Genomic DNA, 15,297 nt, shown 5'->3' with positions numbered 1-15,297 from the left:
CGCAATCGGACCAGGACTCCCCGCGCCGCAGACGTCCAGCGCGGGAGGTGTCGTCATGAGTTCCACTACGGAGCTCAACCAGCCTCTCGCCAAGGATCGTTGGAGCCTGGTCGCGGTCGCCGGGATGCTGTCCTTCGTGGCGATGCTCGACATGAACATCGTCAACCTCGCACTCCCCGACCTCTCCAGCAGCTTCGGCATCTCCGCCGAGACCGCGCAGTGGGCCGTGCTCGGCTACCAACTCCCGGTGGTGGCGCTGCTGTTGCCCGCCGGGCGGTGGCTCGACCAGGTCGGCGCCCGGTCAGCCCTGCTGCTGGCGGTCAGCGGCTTCGCCCTGTGCAGCGCGGCAGCGGCCGTCTCCCCATGGGCCTCCTGGCTGATCGCCGCGCGGCTCGCCCAAGGCGCGTTCGGTGCCGTGCTGTTCGTGCTGATGCCGGTGCTGGCCGCCCGGTCGGTACGGCCGCAGCTACGCGGACGGGCGATGAGCGTGCCCGCCACCCTCGGGCCGCTGGGCGCGGTCACCGGCCCCGCGCTGGGCGGGCTGCTCCTGGACCACCTCGGCTGGCGGGCCATCTTCCTCGTCAAACTCCCGGTCTGCCTGGCCGCCCTGCTGGTCGCCCACCGCAGCGCACCGCGCGGCGGCCGACTGCGCCGGCCCGACCGGGCCTCGCTGGGCGACGCCGCCCTGGTCGGCGGCGCCGTCGCCGCCGTCCTGCTGGCCCTGACCCTCTCCCCCGGCTCTCCCGGCTGGCTCCTGCTCGCCGTGGCCGCCGTGCCGCTGACCGCGCTGTGGCTGAGAAGACCCGGTGGGCGGCCCGTCGCTTCGGTGCTGCGCGAGTCCGGGACGCACGGGGTCCACGGCGCCGTCCTCGCGCTGGCCGCGGGCTTCGCCGCGATGCGCTATGCGCTCTCCCTGCACCTCCAGTTGGACGATGCGGTGAGCGCCACCGCCACCGGGCTGACCACGCTCTGCTTCCCGCTCGGCATGGGCCTGGCCGGGCCGCTCGGCGGGCGGCTCGCGGACCGGTTCGGTTCCCGCCCGCTCGCCGCCGTCGGGGCCGGGCTGACCGCCCTCGGCCTCCTGCTGCTCGTCCCGTTGGACGCCGACTGGTCGCTGCCCGACATCGCGTGGCGGCTCGCGCTGGCCGGGGTCGGCATGGGCCTGTACGGCGGGCCGGTCCAGTCGCTGGTGATGTCCGCCGTCCCACCGGAGCGGATCGCCACCGCCGGATCAGCCGTCCAGCTCGCCCGCAGCCTCGGCTTCGCACTCGGGCCCGCGCTCGCCACCGCCGCCTGGGGCCTGGGCGGGTCCGACACCGGCGGCGCACGGGCCGGGCTCGGACTCGCCGCAGCCGCCGCCTGCCTGGCCGCGCTGCTGCTCGCCCGCCACGGCCGCCGGACCGCCGCCCCCGCCCGGGCCAACTGACCACACGCCACCCGAAGGAAGCCAACTCCCATGTGCGGAATCACCGGCTGGGCCTCGTTCCACCACGACGCCCGCCGCCAAGCACCGGTCATCGAGGCGATGACCGCCACCCTGGCCCGCCGCGGCCCCGACGCCGGCGGCATCTGGCTCGGCGCTCACGCGGCCCTCGGCCACCGCCGCCTGTCCGTCCTCGACCTGGTCGGCGGCGCCCAGCCGATGGCCGACCGCGCAGAGCACCCGCAGGTCGTCCTGAGTTACAGCGGCGAGGTCTACAACCACCACCAGCTGCGCGCCGAACTGCGCCGCCTCGGCCATGAGTTCCGCACCCGCAGCGACACCGAGGTGGTCCTGCGCGGCTACCGGCAGTGGGGCGACGCCCTGGTGGACCGCCTGGAGGGCATGTACGCCTTCGCGATCTGGGACGAGCGGCGCGAGCGCCTGCTGCTGGTTCGCGACCGGCTCGGCGTCAAACCGCTCCACTGGGCACGGATCGACGGCGGCCTCGTCTTCGGCTCCGAACCCAAGGCCCTGTTCGCCCACCCCGAGGTGAGCCCGCGGGTGGACGCGGCCGGCCTGCGCGAGGCGTACAGCCTGCTGTTCAACACCGGCCCCACCATCTGGGCGGGCGTCCACGAGATCCCGCCGGGCGGCCTGCTCGCCCTCGACCGCTCCGGCCTCACCGAACGCCGATACTGGCAGCTGGAGGCACGCCCGCACACCGACGACCAGGCCACCACCGTCGAACGGGTCCACTCCCTGGTCGACCGCGCCGCCCGCGCCCAGTTGGCGGCGGACGTCCCGCTGTGCAGCCTGCTCTCCGGCGGCCTCGACTCCACCGTCATCACCGCCCTGGCGGCGGACGAGCTGCGGCGCACCGAGGGCCCGCAGGCCCGGCTGCGCTCCTACGCCGTCGACTACAGCGACCAGGCCGAGCAGTTCACCGGCGACGTGCTGCGCACCGGGCACGACACCCCGTTCGCCACCGAGGCGGGCGCGTTCATCGGCACCGACCACTCCACCGTCGTCCTCGACCCGCACGCCCTGCTCGACCTGGAGCACCGCAGGGCGGTGGTCGTCGCCCGGGACTCACCGATCGGTGTCGGCGACATGGACACCTCGCTCTACCTGCTCTTCGGCGAGATCCGCGCCCACTCCACCGTCGCCCTGTCCGGCGAGGCCGCGGACGAGGTCTTCGGCGGCTACCCCTGGTTCCACGATCCCAAGGCGCTCGCCGCCCGGACGTTCCCCTGGCTGCTGGTCACCGGCGACGCGGCCGCCATGCCGCTGCACCCCGACCTCGCCGCCACCCTGCGCATCGGCGAATTCCGCGCCGACACCTACCGCGACGCGCTCGCCGCCGTCCCCCACCTGGACGGTGAGGACCCGGCCGAGCACCGCCGGCGCGAGCTGCAGCACCTCTCGCTGACCCGCTGGCTGCGCCAGCTGCTGCACCGCAAGGACCGGCTCTCGATGGCCCGGGGGCTGGAGGTCCGGGTGCCCTACTGCGACCACCGCCTCGTCGAGTACGTCTTCAACACCCCCTGGGCGATGAAGAGTTACGACGGCCGGGAGAAGAGCCTGCTGCGCGCCACCGCCCAGGGCATCGCTCCCGAGTCGGTGCTGTGGCGGCCCAAGAACCACTACCCGGCCACCCACCACCCCGACTACAACCGCGGCCTGCAGCGGCTGGCCCGCGAGGCCCTCGACGTGCCGCAGGTCCGGGGCATCGCCGACGAGCGCGTCATCAAGACCAGCCTCGACACCCCGCCCGACCAGCTGCCGTGGGGACAACGGCTGCGCCTGGAACGGGTGGTGGACCTCGCCCTGTGGCTCGACCACCACCGCCCCGCCATCACTCTCTGAACTCCCCTGAAGGAAAGCAGACATGCCCCAGCCCGAGCAGGACCCGACCGCCGAACCACGCTGCCCCGTCACCGGAGCCTCCCGCGCCGAGCCCGTGCCCCTCTACGGCCAGGCGTACAAGAGCGACCCCTACGACCTCTATCGCGAGCTGCGCGAGGCCGGTCCCGTCCACCGGGTCCGCTTCCCCAGCGGCATCGCCGCCTGGCTGGTCACCGGCTACGACGCGGCCCATCACACGCTGAACGATCCGCGCCTGGGCAAGAACCACGCCCTGGGCAACGACTACTGGCGCAGCCTGGCCTCGATCATGCCCGAGCCCCAGCACTCCCAGCTCCAAGTCCACCTGCTGCACCAGGATCCGCCCAAGCACACCGACATGCGCCGCCTGGTCCTGGACGCGTTCGCGCCGCGCCGCATCGAGGAGTTGCGCCCACGGTTCCAGCAGTTGGCGGACGCCCTGGTCGACGCGCTCCCGGACGAGGGCGGCACCGATCTCGTCCAGGGGTTCGCCGCGCACTACCCGTTCCAGGTCCTCGCCGAGGTCATCGGCCTGCCGCCCGAGCTGACGGTGCGTTTCGACCGGGACTGGGGCAAGGTCGTGCAGCCCGTCGGCCCGCAGGATCCCGGCCGTCCCCTCTATGAGGGCCGGCTGCGCGGCTTGCAGAGCTACATCGCCGACGTCGTCTCGCACAAACGCGCGCACGGGGAGGACGACCTGCTCAGCCGCCTCGTCATCGCCCAGGAGCGTGGGGAGTTGAGCAAGGAGGAGCTGGACTCCGTGATCTTCCAGCTGCTGGTCGCCGGCCAGGAGCCGGTCACCAACCAGATCACCACCATGCTGATCACCCTGCTCCGCCACCCCGACCAGCTCGCCCGGCTGCGCGACGAGCCCGCGCTGATGCCCCGCGCGATCGAGGAACTCCTGCGCTACGACAGTGCGTTCGAGCTCACCACCTGGCGGTTCTTCGCCCAGGACAGCGACCTGCACGGCACCCGCGTGCCGGCCGGCGACTCCGTGATCGTCTCGCTGTGCGCGGCCAACCGCGACCCCGAGCAGTTTCCCGATGCCGACACCCTCGACCTGGAGCGCACCCCGAACTCCCACCTCGCCTTCGGCCACGGCATCCACTTCTGCCCAGGCGCGGCCCTGGCGCGCGCCGAACTCCAGATCACCATCGGCACCTTGCTCACCCGCCTGCCCGGGCTTCGGCCCGCCGGCGACCTGAGCGAGCTCGTCTGGATCCCGGCCGTCCTGGCCCGCGGCGTCAACGAGCTGCCCGTCGCCTACGACAAGCGCAGCTGACCCTCCCGCGCGACTGAGCCGCTGACCCCTTCCATCCCACGCCCCGGCACCGCCACACCGCCGGGGCGCCATCCCGTCTTGCCCTCGTGGAGGACCGCATGCCGCCCGTCGGCACCAGTACGCCGCACGCGCCGTCCGTCGCCCGCACCTGCGCCGCCATCCTGAAGCTGCTCCTGCCGCACCGCCGCGCCGCCGACCGCGACAGGTCGGCGCCCATCGAAGCCTTCCCCGAACAGCTGCGCCAGCTCGCCGACTTCGTCGCCGCCGGTGATCCGATCGTCTTCGCCCTGCCCGGCTTCCCCTGCAAGTCCCCCAGCCCCGCCAAGGTCCTCGGGCACCTCCCCGACGAGGGCGAACGCCTCTCCCTCGGCTTCCTCAACGACCTCTGCACAGCCGTCCGGGAGGTGTACGCACCCGGCGCGAGGATGGTGATCTGCTCCGACGGGCACATCTTCGGTGACCTGATCCACGTCCCCGACCACCACATCGACGCCTACTCCGACGAGCTGGCCGCCCTGGTCCGGCGCGAACGCCTGTACCACCTCTCGGTGTTCGACCTACGCGATGTCCTCGGCGACCTCCCCCACGACGCGAAACGCGCTCGCGTGCACGCACAATTCGCGCCCACCGTCGAGGAGTTGCGTGCCGAGGTGAAGTCCGACGACGCCACCCTGGCCCTCTACCGGGGCATCACCCGGTTCCTCACCGAGGACACCGTCGGGTTCGAGGGCAGCAGATCGGCCCTGCAACGCAACTGCAGACAGCGCGCCTACGGCGTCATCCAGCGCAGCCGTGCCTGGGGCGACCTCATCGCCGAACAGCACCCCCGCTCCGTGCGGCTGTCCATCCACCCCCAGCGGCGCGGCGCCGCCAAGTTCGGCATCCGCCTGCTCGACGCCGAGGACGCCTGGACCACGCCATGGCACTCCGTTGTCCTCCACCGAGCCGACGGCAGCTGGGAGTTGATGCGCCGCAGCGAGGCCGAGCAGCTCGGTCGACTCGTGCTGCGGGACGGCCGGCCCAGCCACTTCGAGACCGTATAGACAGCCGTGAGCCCGGTGCCCGCAGCAGGCGGGCACCGGGCTCGGGGCGGCTCGGCGAGCTACGCCCGCGCGACCTCCGCGACGGCCGCGCGGTGATCGAAGGCGATCAGCGGATCACCGGTGAGCGGGTGTTCCACCACCGCCGCCCGCACCCCGAACACCTGCGCCAGCAGTGCGGGGGTGAGCACCTCGCGCGGCGGGCCCGAGGCCACCACCGCGCCCTCGTGCAGGACGTGCAGCCGGTCGCAGAGCGAGGCCGCGGCGTTCAGGTCGTGCAGCGAGATCAGCGTCGTGCGGCGCTGGGCCCGCAACAGGGCCAGCAGCTCGACCTGGTGGCGCACATCGAGGTGGTTGGTCGGCTCGTCCAGCACCAGGACGTCCGGCTTCTGGGCGAACGCCCTTGCCAGCAGCACGCGTTGGCGCTCACCGCCGGAGAGCGCGGCGAAGCTGCGCCGCTCCTGCCCGCCGAGCCCCACCTGCTCCAGGGCCTCGGCCACGACCTCGCGATCGGCGGCGCCCTCCCCCGCGAAGGCCCGCTGGTAGGGCGCGCGTCCCATCGCGACGATCTCGCGGACGGTGAACTCGAAGTCACCGCCGCGTTCCTGGGGCAGCGCGGCGATGTGCCGGGCCGCCTCGACGGGCGTCATCGACCGGACGTCCCGGTCGGCCAGCAGCACCCGGCCCGCCGACGGCCTCAGGTGCCGGTAGACGGTGCGCAGCAGGGTGGACTTGCCGCTGCCGTTGGGGCCGACCAGTCCGGCGATCTCGCCGTCGGCGGCCAGCAGTCGGACGCCGGAGAGCACGTCGCGCCCGGACAGGGTGACGGTCAGGTCCTCGACGGAGATTCTCAACGGTGCTCCAGGCGTCGATCCAGCAGGTAGAGCAGGACGGGTGCCCCGATCAGCGCGGTCACCACGCCGATCGGCACCTCCTGGGTGGACAGCGCGGTGCGGGCGATGGTGTCCACCGCGACCAGCAGCACGGCCCCGGCCAGCGCCGAGAGCGGCAGCAGTCGGCGGTGGTCGCCGCCGACCAGCAGGCGGCAGACGTGCGGCACCAGCAGGCCCACGAAACCGATCGCCCCCGAGACGGCCACCAGCACGCCGGTGAGCAGGCTGGTCACGGCGAACAGTTCACGGCGCAGCCGGGTGACGTCCACACCGAGGCCGGCGGCCGTCTCGTCGCCCATCAGCAGTGCGTTGAGGGGGCGGGCGCGGGCCTGGAGCACGAGCAGCCCCAGTGCCACGACCGCAGCGGGGATGGGGAGTTGGCTCCAGGTGGCCCCGCCGAGGCTGCCCATCAGCCAGAACAGCACGCCACGGGTCTGCTGGTCGTCGCCGACCTGGAGCACCAGGAAGCTGCAGAAGCCGGAGAGGAACTGCCCGATGCCGACTCCCGCCAGCACCAGGCGCATCGGCGCGAATCCTCCGCCGCGCCGGGCGAGCGCCCAGACCAGGGCGAAGGACGCGAGCGCCCCGGCGAAGGCCGCCGCCGAGACGCCGAACCCGATGGCCGAGCCAACCCCCGCGCCGAGCACGATCATCGCGACCGCGCCCAGCGAGGCACCGGAGGAGATGCCGAGCAGGTAGGGGTCGGCGAGCGGGTTGCGGACCAGGGCTTGGACGGCGGTGCCGACCAGGCCGAGCCCGGCACCGACGACGGCCGCCAACAGGGCTCGTGGGGCGCGCAGTTGCCAGACGATCAGATCGCGGGTGCCCGGCTGCGGCGCGTCGCCGGCCAGCCGGCGGCCGACCACCGTCCACACCTCGCCGACCGGGATGTCGACCGCGCCCAGTGAGACGGCGACGGTGAGCGCGGCGATCAGGGCGACGGCCAGCACGGCGGCGACCAGGCCGACCCGTACGGTACGCACGGACCGGTGGGAGACAGCAGCCTCCCGGGTCACGACTTCACCAGGTCGGGGTGGATGGTGTGGGCGATCCGCTGGACGGTGTCGGCGTCGCGGACGCCGGCGATGGTGGTCACCTCCGAGCCGATCCGCACGAAGTGGCCTTCCTGGACGGCCTTGAGGCCCTTGGTGGCCGGGAAGGTCTTCAGGAACTGGGCAGCGGCGTCGAACGCCTTCTGGTTCGCCGCGTCGCCGCCCTGGTTGCGCACGCCGAGCTGGATCCAGTCGGGGTTCCTCGCCACCACGTCCTCCCAGGAGACCGCCTTGAAGTCCCCGTCGCAGTCGCCGAAGATGTTGCGGGCGCCGGCCAGGGTGATCACCGCGTTGGCGACCTGCTTGCCGCACTCGGCCATCGGCTGCTTCGTCCCGGCGTCGTAGTCGAAGAAGAAGTACGACGGCTCCTGGCCCGCCGCGACGCCCGCGAGGGCCTTGCGCACCGCACCGACCTTCTGCTCCATCCCCGCCACCAGCTCGTCCGCCTTGGCCGAGGTGCCGGTGATCGCGCCCAGGCTCCTGATGTCGGCCTCGACTTGGGAGAGGTCCTGCTGCGGTCCCTTCATCATGGCGGCGCAGGCCGTGGAGTGCAGGTAGACGTGCCTGATCCCGGCGGCGGCGAACTCCTGCTCGGTGGGTGCCGTCCCCATGCTGCCGCCCATCGACCCCACCGAGGCGAAGGTGTCGACGTACAGGTCGGCGCCGGAGCCGAGCAGCTTCTCCTTGGAGATCACCATCTGCCCCAGGACCGGCACCTTGGCGGCCTGGTCGGCGAACCGGGCCGGCATGGTGCCCGCGCCGGGCGGGAACCCGGTGCCGATCACCCGGTCCCCCGCGCCGAGCCACAGCAGCATCTCCAGGCTGGAGGCGTTGCTGGTGACGATCTTCTTCGGGGCGGAGCCGAACGTGGTCTCCGCTCCCGCGCAGTCCGTCACCTTGACGGGGTAGGCCGCCCCGGCGGGCGCGTTCGCCCCGGCGGTCGGCGCCGCGGCGTCGCCGGACTTCGCGCTGCTGCCGCAGCCCGTGGCGAGCAGGGCGACCGCAGCGGCCGCGCCGCACAACACGCGAGAACGCATGGAACTCTCCTGGTGATCCGAATCAGCTGGGACCGCCACTGCGAGCCCGCCCAGGTAGTCGGCCGCAGCGCCGTCCGAGTTCCCTCGCCTCACCAAGATTCTCGACTCCGCCGAGGGCGCCGCCGACGGGTAGGTGCCGGCGCGCCCACACCGCGCCCCACCAGCGCTTGAGTCTTGAATTCCGTTGCCTGGCAGTGGGGGAGGCTCGGCTCGCCGCAGCCGGCGGTGCGGTCAGGCGTTCTTGACGGCCGCGAAGCGAGCGCTGACGTCCTGCCAGTTGACGACGTCCCAGAGGCGGGTGACGTAGTCGGGGCGAACGTTCTTGTACTGCAGGTAGTAGGCGTGCTCCCAGGCGTCGAAGGCGAGCAGCGGGGTGGTGCCCTGGCCGACGTTGCCGTGGTGGTCGTAGACCTGCTCGACGATCAGGCGCCGACCGAGCGGCTCCCAGGAGAGGATGCCTCAGCCGGAGCCCTGGACGCCGACGGTGGCGGCGGTGAGCTGCTTCTTGAATGCGTCGAAGCCACCGAAGTGCTCCTCGATGGCATCGCCGCAGACGCTCTGGCTCAGTCCGTTACGGGCAGGCACTCGGCGAGCAGGTCGACGATGTCGCGCCAGGCCCGCCGCGCGTGCTGCGGGTGGTAGCCGACGCCGGGGACCACGGCCTGGTCGACCGGCGGGTGGTGGAAGGCGTGCAGGGCTCCGCCGTAGACCACGAGGCGCCAGTCGACGCCCGCGGCCTGCATCTCGGCGGCGAAGGCGTCCCGTTGCCCGGCAGGCATGATCGGGTCCTCCGATCCGACCCCGGCCCACACGGGGCAGCGGATGCGCGCGGCCTCGCCCGGTCGGCCCGTGGTCAGGGCGTTGACCGTCCCGATCGCCCGAAAGTCGACGCCGTCGCGCCCGAGTTCGAGCACGATCGCGCCCCCGGTGCCGTAGCCGATGGCGGCGATCCGGTCGGGGTCGGTCCGCGGTTCGGCGCGCAGCACATCGAGTGCCGCATGGCCGATGCCCCGCATCCGGTCCGGGTCGGCGAGCAGCGGCATCACGCGCGCCAGCATCTGCTGCGGGTCGGTGAACCAGCGCCCGCCGTGGAGGTCGAAGGCCAGTGCCACGTACCCGAGTTCAGCGAGGGCGTCGGCCCGGCGGCACTGGAAGTCGTTCAGGCCCGGCCCCTCGGGTCCGATCAGGACCGCGGGTCGGCGGTCGACACCGGCGGGGAGCGCGAGGTGCCCGACCATCGTCAGGCCGTCAGCCGGGTACTCGACCGTGCGTGTGGTAACAGTCGTCATGTGACTGGACCATAGGGATTGTCGAGCCCGGTCGGGCCGGTCTTCACCGTCGGCATACCGGTCTTCGCCGTCAGCTGAACAGCGCGTGAGTGGGCACCGTGGAAGGTTCTGGTTCCGGCAGGCTCACCGGCTCTCGGCGGAGGCACTCAGCGTGCGGCGCTCCTGCAGCCAGCGCTCGCCCAAGTGCGCCCATACGCTCTGGTATTCGTCGAAGATCGGCTGGAGCTGGTCGTGGGTGAGATTGGCCGTGGGCGTTGATGCGATGAGGTACTCGAGGTCATCAGCGAGACGCCGGAACCGGTACTGCGTCTCCTCCATCAGCACCCAGCGCGATCGCCAGTTGAAGAACGACTCGACGGCCCCGAGCAGGGTGACCACTGCCACGAGGGCGAAGGCCAAGCCGGCCCAGAAGTTCAGGCTCTGCAGGCCGAGGATGATCGTTGAGGCGGCGGACAGCGAGAGCGTCAGCACCTTCAACGCCGAAGAGGCCAGGCGGAACCGCTTCTTCTTGCTTCGGGCGTATGTGCTGCCCTGCTGGATCTTCTCCAGGAGGTGACCAGCAGTCTCCATCGGAGCCAGCCCCGCTCCCACCTGCCCGCTCAGTCCCATTTCGCCCCCATGGCCCCTATCGCCCCCAGCGTGCGACACCCCTGCGATTCCCGCCCGTAGGGTCTCACACCGCAGGACCCGGCGCGTTCACCGTCGGACCGGCACTGTGTGGCCAACCGCTGGTGGACGTACCAAGCTGGATTGGTCACCGCATGCGGGCCCGGCTCCGCGTCGGCCCCAGAGCGAAGGGCTCTCCATGACTGCCACCACCCCCACGTCCCCCGGCGGCATGCTGCGCGCCGTCCAGGTCGCCGCCCCGGACGCCCCGCCCGAGCTGGTCGAGGTCCCGGCTCGCGAGCCGGGGCCCGGAGCGGTCCGCATCGCCGTCGAGGCGTGCGGCGTCTGCCACTCCGACCTGCTGATCGCAGCCGGACTGCTGCCCGGCACCACGTTCCCGGTCACCCCCGGGCACGAGATCGCCGGCCGCATCGACGCCCTCGGCGACGGCGTGGCGGGCTGGCAGGTCGGCGACCGGGTCGCCGTCGGCTGGTACGGCGGCAGCTGCGGGCGCTGCGACGCCTGCCGCTCGGGCGACGCCATCCACTGCCCCCAGTTGCAGATCCCCGGCGCCGCCTATCCCGGCGGCTACGCCGACTCCGTCATCGTCCCCGCCGTCGCGCTGGCCGCCGTGCCGGACGAGCTGACCGCCGCCGAGGCCGCCCCGCTGGCGTGCGCCGGGATCACCGTCTTCAACGCCCTGCGCCACACCGCCGCCCGCCCCGGCGACACGGTCGCCGTCCTCGGCCTCGGCGGGCTGGGCCACCTGGGCGTCCAGTTCGCCCACGCCATGGGCTTTCGCACCGTAGCGATCGCGCGCGGGCAGGAGAAGGAGCCGCTCGCGCACAAGCTCGGCGCCGACCACTACATCGACAGCACCGCCGGCGACGTCGCCGAGGCTCTGCAAGCCCTCGGCGGAGCCAGGGTGGTCCTGGCCACCATCACCAACTCCGATGCCATGTCCGCCACCATCGACGGCCTCGCCCGGCGCGGCGAGCTCGTCATCGTCGGTGTCTCGCCCGACCGGCTCACGGTCAGCCCGCTGCAGTTGCTGAACGGCGACCGCAGGGTCTACGCCCACTCCTCCGGCACCGCCGTCGACATCCAGGACACCCTGCGCTTCGCCGCCCTGTCCGGCGTGCGCGCCTGGATCGAGGAGGTCCCCTTGGAGGAGACCGCCGCCGCGGTTGCCAAGATGGCCGGCGGCCGGGCCCGCTTCCGCATGGTCGTCACCACCGGCCGCTGACCGCGATCCCGCCCACCCACCGCCGGGGAGCACCGTGAGCGACCCGGCCCGAGCCGGGCCACTTGGGCGCTCCGGCCCGCGCAGGGGGCGGAGCGCCATCGGGCCCAGGCTGCTCATCCCGCCTGCGCGGAGCTCCAGTTGCGGTGCGCCTCAGACGGCGGGCTGGTCATGGGTGGAGCAGTGGATGCCGCCGCCACCGGAGGCGATGGTGTCGATCTGGATCGGGACGATCTCCCGGCCCGGAAAGTGGTCCTTCATGGTCTGCTGGGCCTGCCCGTCGGCCTCGGGGTCGCCGAACAGCGGCAGGTAGACGCCCTTGTTGCCCACGTAGAAGTTCAGGTACGAGGAGACGAACGCGTCGCCGCGGCCGGTGATCCGGTCCGGATCGGGCTGGGTGATCTCGACGACCTTCGGCTTCTTTCCGGTCGCGTCAGTCACGTCCGCCAGCACGGCGCGGGCCTGGTCGGCCGAGCGCGACCAGACGTCGGGCGGCGTGCCGGGGAAGGCCCGGTCCAGGAAGACGACGCCGGGGGCGGCGAACCGGGCCAGGCAGTCCACGTGCGCGTCGGTGATGTCCTTGCCGCGCACGCCGGCCAGCCAGATCACCTTGGTGACGCCCAGGGCCTGCTTCAGCTCCGCCTCGACCTGGTCCCGGCTCCTACCCGGGTTGCGGTTGCCGTTGACCACCGAGCTCTCGGTGATCAGCAGGGTGCCCTGGCCGTCACTCTCGAACGAGCCGCCCTCGGCGACGATCGGGGTGGTGATCCGCTCCAAGCCGTATTTGGCCAGCACCGCTCGGGCGATGCCGGCGTCGTTGGCGTGCTGCTGCTTCCCGCCCCAGCCGCTGAAGTTGAAGTCGACGCCCTTGACCTTGCCGCCCTGCTCGACGAAGACCGGCACGGTGTCGCGGGCCCACAGGTCGTCCACCGGGGTGGAGAGGATCTCGACGGCCGAGCCGCAGGCGTTCCTCGCGGAGTCCTCCTGCCCGGGGCGCACCAGGAGCACCACCGGCTCGCGTCCGCCGATCGCCCGCGCCACGGCGGCGATGTCCTTGCGGACGGCGCCCAGTTGGCCGCCCCACACGTCCTGGGAGGCGGGCCAGGCCATGAAGGTCCGCTCGTGCTTCTCCCACTCCGCGCCCAGCCTGCGCCCGGCGCTCTGGGCGGCGCCGCCGGACGGGGCGGCCGACCCGGAGGCGGCGGGGTCTGCGGGATCGGCCGGGTCGTCGGTGCCGGTGCAGGCCGTGACGCCGAGGCCGAGCAGCGCGGCGCCGGCGAGGGAACGCAGCGCACTGCGGCGGGGAAAGCCGGAAATGGACATGCGGGACTCTCCAGTGAAGCGGGGTCCGGGGCGCGGCACGATGGCAGGCGGCCGCGCCCAGGAGGGGCTTGTGCGAGTCGAACAGCGCGACGGCACACGTGAGTTGAGCAGTACGGCTGGCCGTGGCAGGTGAACAGTGCGACGGGCCACGTCAGTTGGCGATGGGCGGGGCTTAATGCCTGGGCCGTGCTAGGCGAGCGGCTCGTGCATCGTCGAGCAGTGGATGCCGCCGCCGCCCGCCATCAGCCGGTCGACGTCGAGTTGGACGACCTCGCGCCCGGGGAAGGCCGCCGCCAGGGTCGCCCTGGCCGCCGCGTCCTTGTACGCGTCGCCGAACTGGGCGGTGATGACAGCGCCGTTGACGACATGGAAGTTGAGGTACGAGTCGACGAAGTCGGACTTGCGGGAGCGGACGGTGTCCGGCCCTTCGACCCGGATGACCTCCAGGCGCCGCCCGTGTGCGTCGGTCTCGCCGCTGAGGATCGCGAACTGCTCGCGCGCGTCCCGGGCCCACTCGTCGGTGCGGTCGTTCGGCGGCAGTTGGACCAGCACCACGCCGGGGCGGACGAAGCGCGAGGTGACGTCGATGTGGTCGTCGGTGATGTCCCTGCCCTTGATGCCCGGCACCCAGATCATCCGGTCCGCGCCGTAGGCGTCCAAGACGGCCGACTCGATCTCGTCACGGCTCATCCGCCGGTTGCGGTTCTTGTTGACCAGGCTGCTCTCGGTCGCCATCACCGTGCCGTCGCCGTCCGTCTCGATCGCGCCGCCCTCGCCGACGAAGTCGGCGCGGACGAACCGCTGGCCGTTCAGCCGGGCGACGCTCCCCGCGACGTAGGCGTCGTCGGCGTGGACCTGCTTCTTGCCCCAGCCGTTGAAGTTCAGACCGACCGCGTCGAGTCCGCCGCGGCCGTCGCGCCGGAAGACCGGGGCGATGTCGCGCATCCACAGGTCGTCCGTCGGGATCGAGCCGATCACGGTGACGTCCGCGCCGCAGTGGGAGCGGGCCTCGGCCACCGAGTAGTCGTCCGGGGCGCACAGCACGACCGGCTCGTAGCGGGCGATGGTGCGGGCGATCAGCGCGATGTCCTCCTGGACGCCGCGCAGCTGCCGCCCCCAGACCGACTTGCGGGAGGGCCAGGACATCCACGTCCGGGCGTGCGGGACGTCGTCCATCGGCACCCGGGGACGCGGCGCCGACCCGCCGTCTGCGGCCGCCGACCCCGCGCCGAACAGCTGCGCACCGAACGCCAGCCCGACCGCGCCGAGCCCCGCAGCGCCGAGCAGCCCCCGCCGGGAGGCCGCGGCACCCCGAGGGTGCCGTCACCGACCACGCGGCTGCTGTGATCGCTCATGGGAATCTCCTGATCGAGTATGTGCACCGGCACCACCGGCTCGCCGCTCGGGCACAGCGCCCACTCTCGCACTGACTGAAAAATCAGTCAAGAAATGGAAGGCGAGCTGCCTGCGGCAAGACAAGACGGGACAAGTCGGGACAAGGCAGGACTGACAGACGGCACAAAGCAGCGCCTGCGGTTCGGAGATCGCCGCAGGCGCTTCGGTTCGGCGTGGCGCGGTGCGCCGCAGGTCAGGACGGCTCGCCGCTACCGCTGCAGGCGCTTCAGCTCGGCGTCGACGCCCTCGACCAGCAGGGTCCTCGCGTGGTCCAGCGGGATGCCGCCGCAGAGCCAGCGCATGCTGAGACCCTCCAGCAGGGCGGTCAGGCGCTCGGCCGCAGCGGCGAGAGCCGTGGCCGACGCCATCGGAACCACCCGGCCGAGCAGGTCGGCGATCTCCTGCACCCAGATCAGGGTCGCCCGGGCCAGGTCCTCCCGCAGCTCCGACTCGAACACCGCGCTGGCGCGCAGTTCACCCCAGGCGGTGCTGTTCTCCCGCACCTCGGGAGTGTCCTGGAGCTCCAGCAGCAGCGTCTGCTCCAGCTCGGCACGCGGGCCGAGCTCCTCGCCACCGGCGGCGCGCTCGGTGGTGTACCGCTCGGCCCGGTCGCTGATGAACTCCAGCGTCTGGCGCAGGATCCCGGTCCGGTCCTTGAAGTGGTAGTAGATCAGCGCGGTGGAGACACCGGCCTCGGCCGCGAGCTCCTCCACCCGCAGACCACGGACCCCGCGGCGGGCGATCACCCGCGCGGCTGCTTCCAGGATTGACGTTTTGCGGCCAGCCATGGGCCCACACCCTACCTGGCGGGCCGGGAGCGAGCGCGA

The 15,297-nt window shown here is 72.5% G+C and carries 13 protein-coding genes and 1 pseudogene; 5 read left to right on the top strand and 9 right to left on the bottom strand.

Annotation, left to right across the window (positions count from 1 at the left end; translation table 11 throughout):
- The first annotated feature begins 55 nt into the window (after positions 1-55).
- The 4 genes from E6W39_RS37390 (at position 56) to E6W39_RS37375 (ending at position 5,635) form a co-directional block, all read left to right on the top strand.
- Positions 56-1,426 carry an MFS transporter gene (locus E6W39_RS37390; protein ID WP_141637238.1) on the top strand — a complete coding sequence of 457 codons (1,371 nt, stop codon included), beginning with the start codon at positions 56-58 and terminating at the stop codon, positions 1,424-1,426.
- 30 nt (positions 1,427-1,456) lie between these two features.
- Complete coding sequence (gene asnB / locus E6W39_RS37385; protein WP_141637237.1) at positions 1,457-3,289, top strand: asparagine synthase (glutamine-hydrolyzing); 1,833 nt, start codon at positions 1,457-1,459, stop codon at positions 3,287-3,289.
- Positions 3,290-3,311: 22 nt separating this feature from the next.
- A complete protein-coding gene (locus tag E6W39_RS37380) occupies positions 3,312-4,592 on the top strand; it encodes a cytochrome P450 family protein (RefSeq protein WP_141637236.1) in 1,281 nt (426 codons plus the stop codon).
- Between the two features lie 98 nt (positions 4,593-4,690).
- A complete protein-coding gene (locus E6W39_RS37375) occupies positions 4,691-5,635 on the top strand; it encodes an L-tyrosine/L-tryptophan isonitrile synthase family protein (RefSeq protein WP_141637235.1) in 945 nt (314 codons plus the stop codon).
- A 59-nt stretch (positions 5,636-5,694) separates the two neighbouring features.
- Here the strand turns inward: E6W39_RS37375 and E6W39_RS37370 are convergent, their stop codons facing one another.
- The 6 genes and pseudogenes from E6W39_RS37370 to E6W39_RS37345 form a co-directional block, all read right to left on the bottom strand.
- A complete protein-coding gene (locus E6W39_RS37370; RefSeq protein WP_141637234.1) occupies positions 5,695-6,486 on the bottom strand; it encodes an ABC transporter ATP-binding protein in 792 nt (263 codons plus the stop codon).
- Entirely contained in the window at positions 6,483-7,508 is a 1,026-nt protein-coding gene (locus E6W39_RS37365; protein ID WP_228718574.1) for a FecCD family ABC transporter permease, read from the bottom strand. The genes E6W39_RS37370 and E6W39_RS37365 overlap by 4 nt, the downstream gene beginning before the upstream one ends.
- Positions 7,509-7,537: 29 nt before the next feature.
- On the bottom strand, positions 7,538-8,614 hold the full coding sequence (locus tag E6W39_RS37360) for an ABC transporter substrate-binding protein (protein ID WP_141637232.1): 1,077 nt from the start codon (positions 8,612-8,614) through the stop codon (positions 7,538-7,540).
- Between the two features lie 231 nt (positions 8,615-8,845).
- A pseudogene (locus tag E6W39_RS37355) lies at positions 8,846-9,160 on the bottom strand (Fe-Mn family superoxide dismutase); the annotation flags it as partial.
- 17 nt (positions 9,161-9,177) lie between these two features.
- Positions 9,178-9,903: a dienelactone hydrolase family protein gene (locus tag E6W39_RS37350; RefSeq protein WP_141637231.1), complete on the bottom strand. Its 726-nt coding sequence runs from the start codon at positions 9,901-9,903 to the stop codon at positions 9,178-9,180.
- 123 nt (positions 9,904-10,026) lie between these two features.
- Positions 10,027-10,473, bottom strand: coding sequence for a DUF4231 domain-containing protein (locus E6W39_RS37345; protein ID WP_228718573.1), 447 nt, complete (start codon positions 10,471-10,473; stop codon positions 10,027-10,029).
- A gap of 235 nt (positions 10,474-10,708) precedes the next feature.
- Here E6W39_RS37345 and E6W39_RS37340 point away from each other — a divergent pair, with 235 nt between their 5' ends.
- Positions 10,709-11,755 (top strand): alcohol dehydrogenase catalytic domain-containing protein, encoded by a 1,047-nt coding sequence (locus E6W39_RS37340; protein WP_228718572.1) that lies wholly within the window; start codon positions 10,709-10,711, stop codon positions 11,753-11,755.
- A 150-nt stretch (positions 11,756-11,905) separates the two neighbouring features.
- Here the strand turns inward: E6W39_RS37340 and E6W39_RS37335 are convergent, their stop codons facing one another.
- From E6W39_RS37335 to E6W39_RS37325, 3 genes are all read right to left on the bottom strand, one after another.
- On the bottom strand, positions 11,906-13,075 hold the full coding sequence (locus E6W39_RS37335; protein ID WP_141637229.1) for an agmatine deiminase family protein: 1,170 nt from the start codon (positions 13,073-13,075) through the stop codon (positions 11,906-11,908).
- A 189-nt stretch (positions 13,076-13,264) separates the two neighbouring features.
- Positions 13,265-14,251, bottom strand: coding sequence for an agmatine deiminase family protein (locus E6W39_RS37330; protein WP_141637228.1), 987 nt, complete (start codon positions 14,249-14,251; stop codon positions 13,265-13,267).
- 428 nt (positions 14,252-14,679) lie between these two features.
- Positions 14,680-15,258 carry a TetR/AcrR family transcriptional regulator gene (locus tag E6W39_RS37325; RefSeq protein WP_101378787.1) on the bottom strand — a complete coding sequence of 193 codons (579 nt, stop codon included), beginning with the start codon at positions 15,256-15,258 and terminating at the stop codon, positions 14,680-14,682.
- Positions 15,259-15,297: the final 39 nt, after the last annotated feature.

Source organism: Kitasatospora acidiphila (genome assembly GCF_006636205.1).
GTDB classification, from domain to species: domain Bacteria; phylum Actinomycetota; class Actinomycetes; order Streptomycetales; family Streptomycetaceae; genus Kitasatospora; species Kitasatospora acidiphila.
Note: the sequence above shows the minus strand (reverse complement) of the source record. Positions and strands in the feature narration are given on the sequence as shown.

Bases quoted from the DNA above. Each gene is read 5' to 3' on its own strand.
- E6W39_RS37390 (WP_141637238.1), top strand. From the start codon at position 56: ATGAGTTCCACTACGGAGCTCAACCAGCCTCTCGCCAAGGATCGTTGG.
- asnB (WP_141637237.1), top strand. From the start codon at position 1,457: ATGTGCGGAATCACCGGCTGGGCCTCGTTCCACCACGACGCCCGCCGC.
- E6W39_RS37380 (WP_141637236.1), top strand. From the start codon at position 3,312: ATGCCCCAGCCCGAGCAGGACCCGACCGCCGAACCACGCTGCCCCGTC.
- E6W39_RS37375 (WP_141637235.1), top strand. From the start codon at position 4,691: ATGCCGCCCGTCGGCACCAGTACGCCGCACGCGCCGTCCGTCGCCCGC.
- E6W39_RS37360 (WP_141637232.1), bottom strand. From the start codon at position 8,614: ATGCGTTCTCGCGTGTTGTGCGGCGCGGCCGCTGCGGTCGCCCTGCTC.
- E6W39_RS37350 (WP_141637231.1), bottom strand. From the start codon at position 9,903: ATGACGACTGTTACCACACGCACGGTCGAGTACCCGGCTGACGGCCTG.
- E6W39_RS37345 (WP_228718573.1), bottom strand. From the start codon at position 10,473: ATGGAGACTGCTGGTCACCTCCTGGAGAAGATCCAGCAGGGCAGCACA.
- E6W39_RS37340 (WP_228718572.1), top strand. From the start codon at position 10,709: ATGACTGCCACCACCCCCACGTCCCCCGGCGGCATGCTGCGCGCCGTC.
- E6W39_RS37335 (WP_141637229.1), bottom strand. From the start codon at position 13,075: ATGTCCATTTCCGGCTTTCCCCGCCGCAGTGCGCTGCGTTCCCTCGCC.
- E6W39_RS37330 (WP_141637228.1), bottom strand. From the start codon at position 14,251: ATGGACGACGTCCCGCACGCCCGGACGTGGATGTCCTGGCCCTCCCGC.
- E6W39_RS37325 (WP_101378787.1), bottom strand. From the start codon at position 15,258: ATGGCTGGCCGCAAAACGTCAATCCTGGAAGCAGCCGCGCGGGTGATC.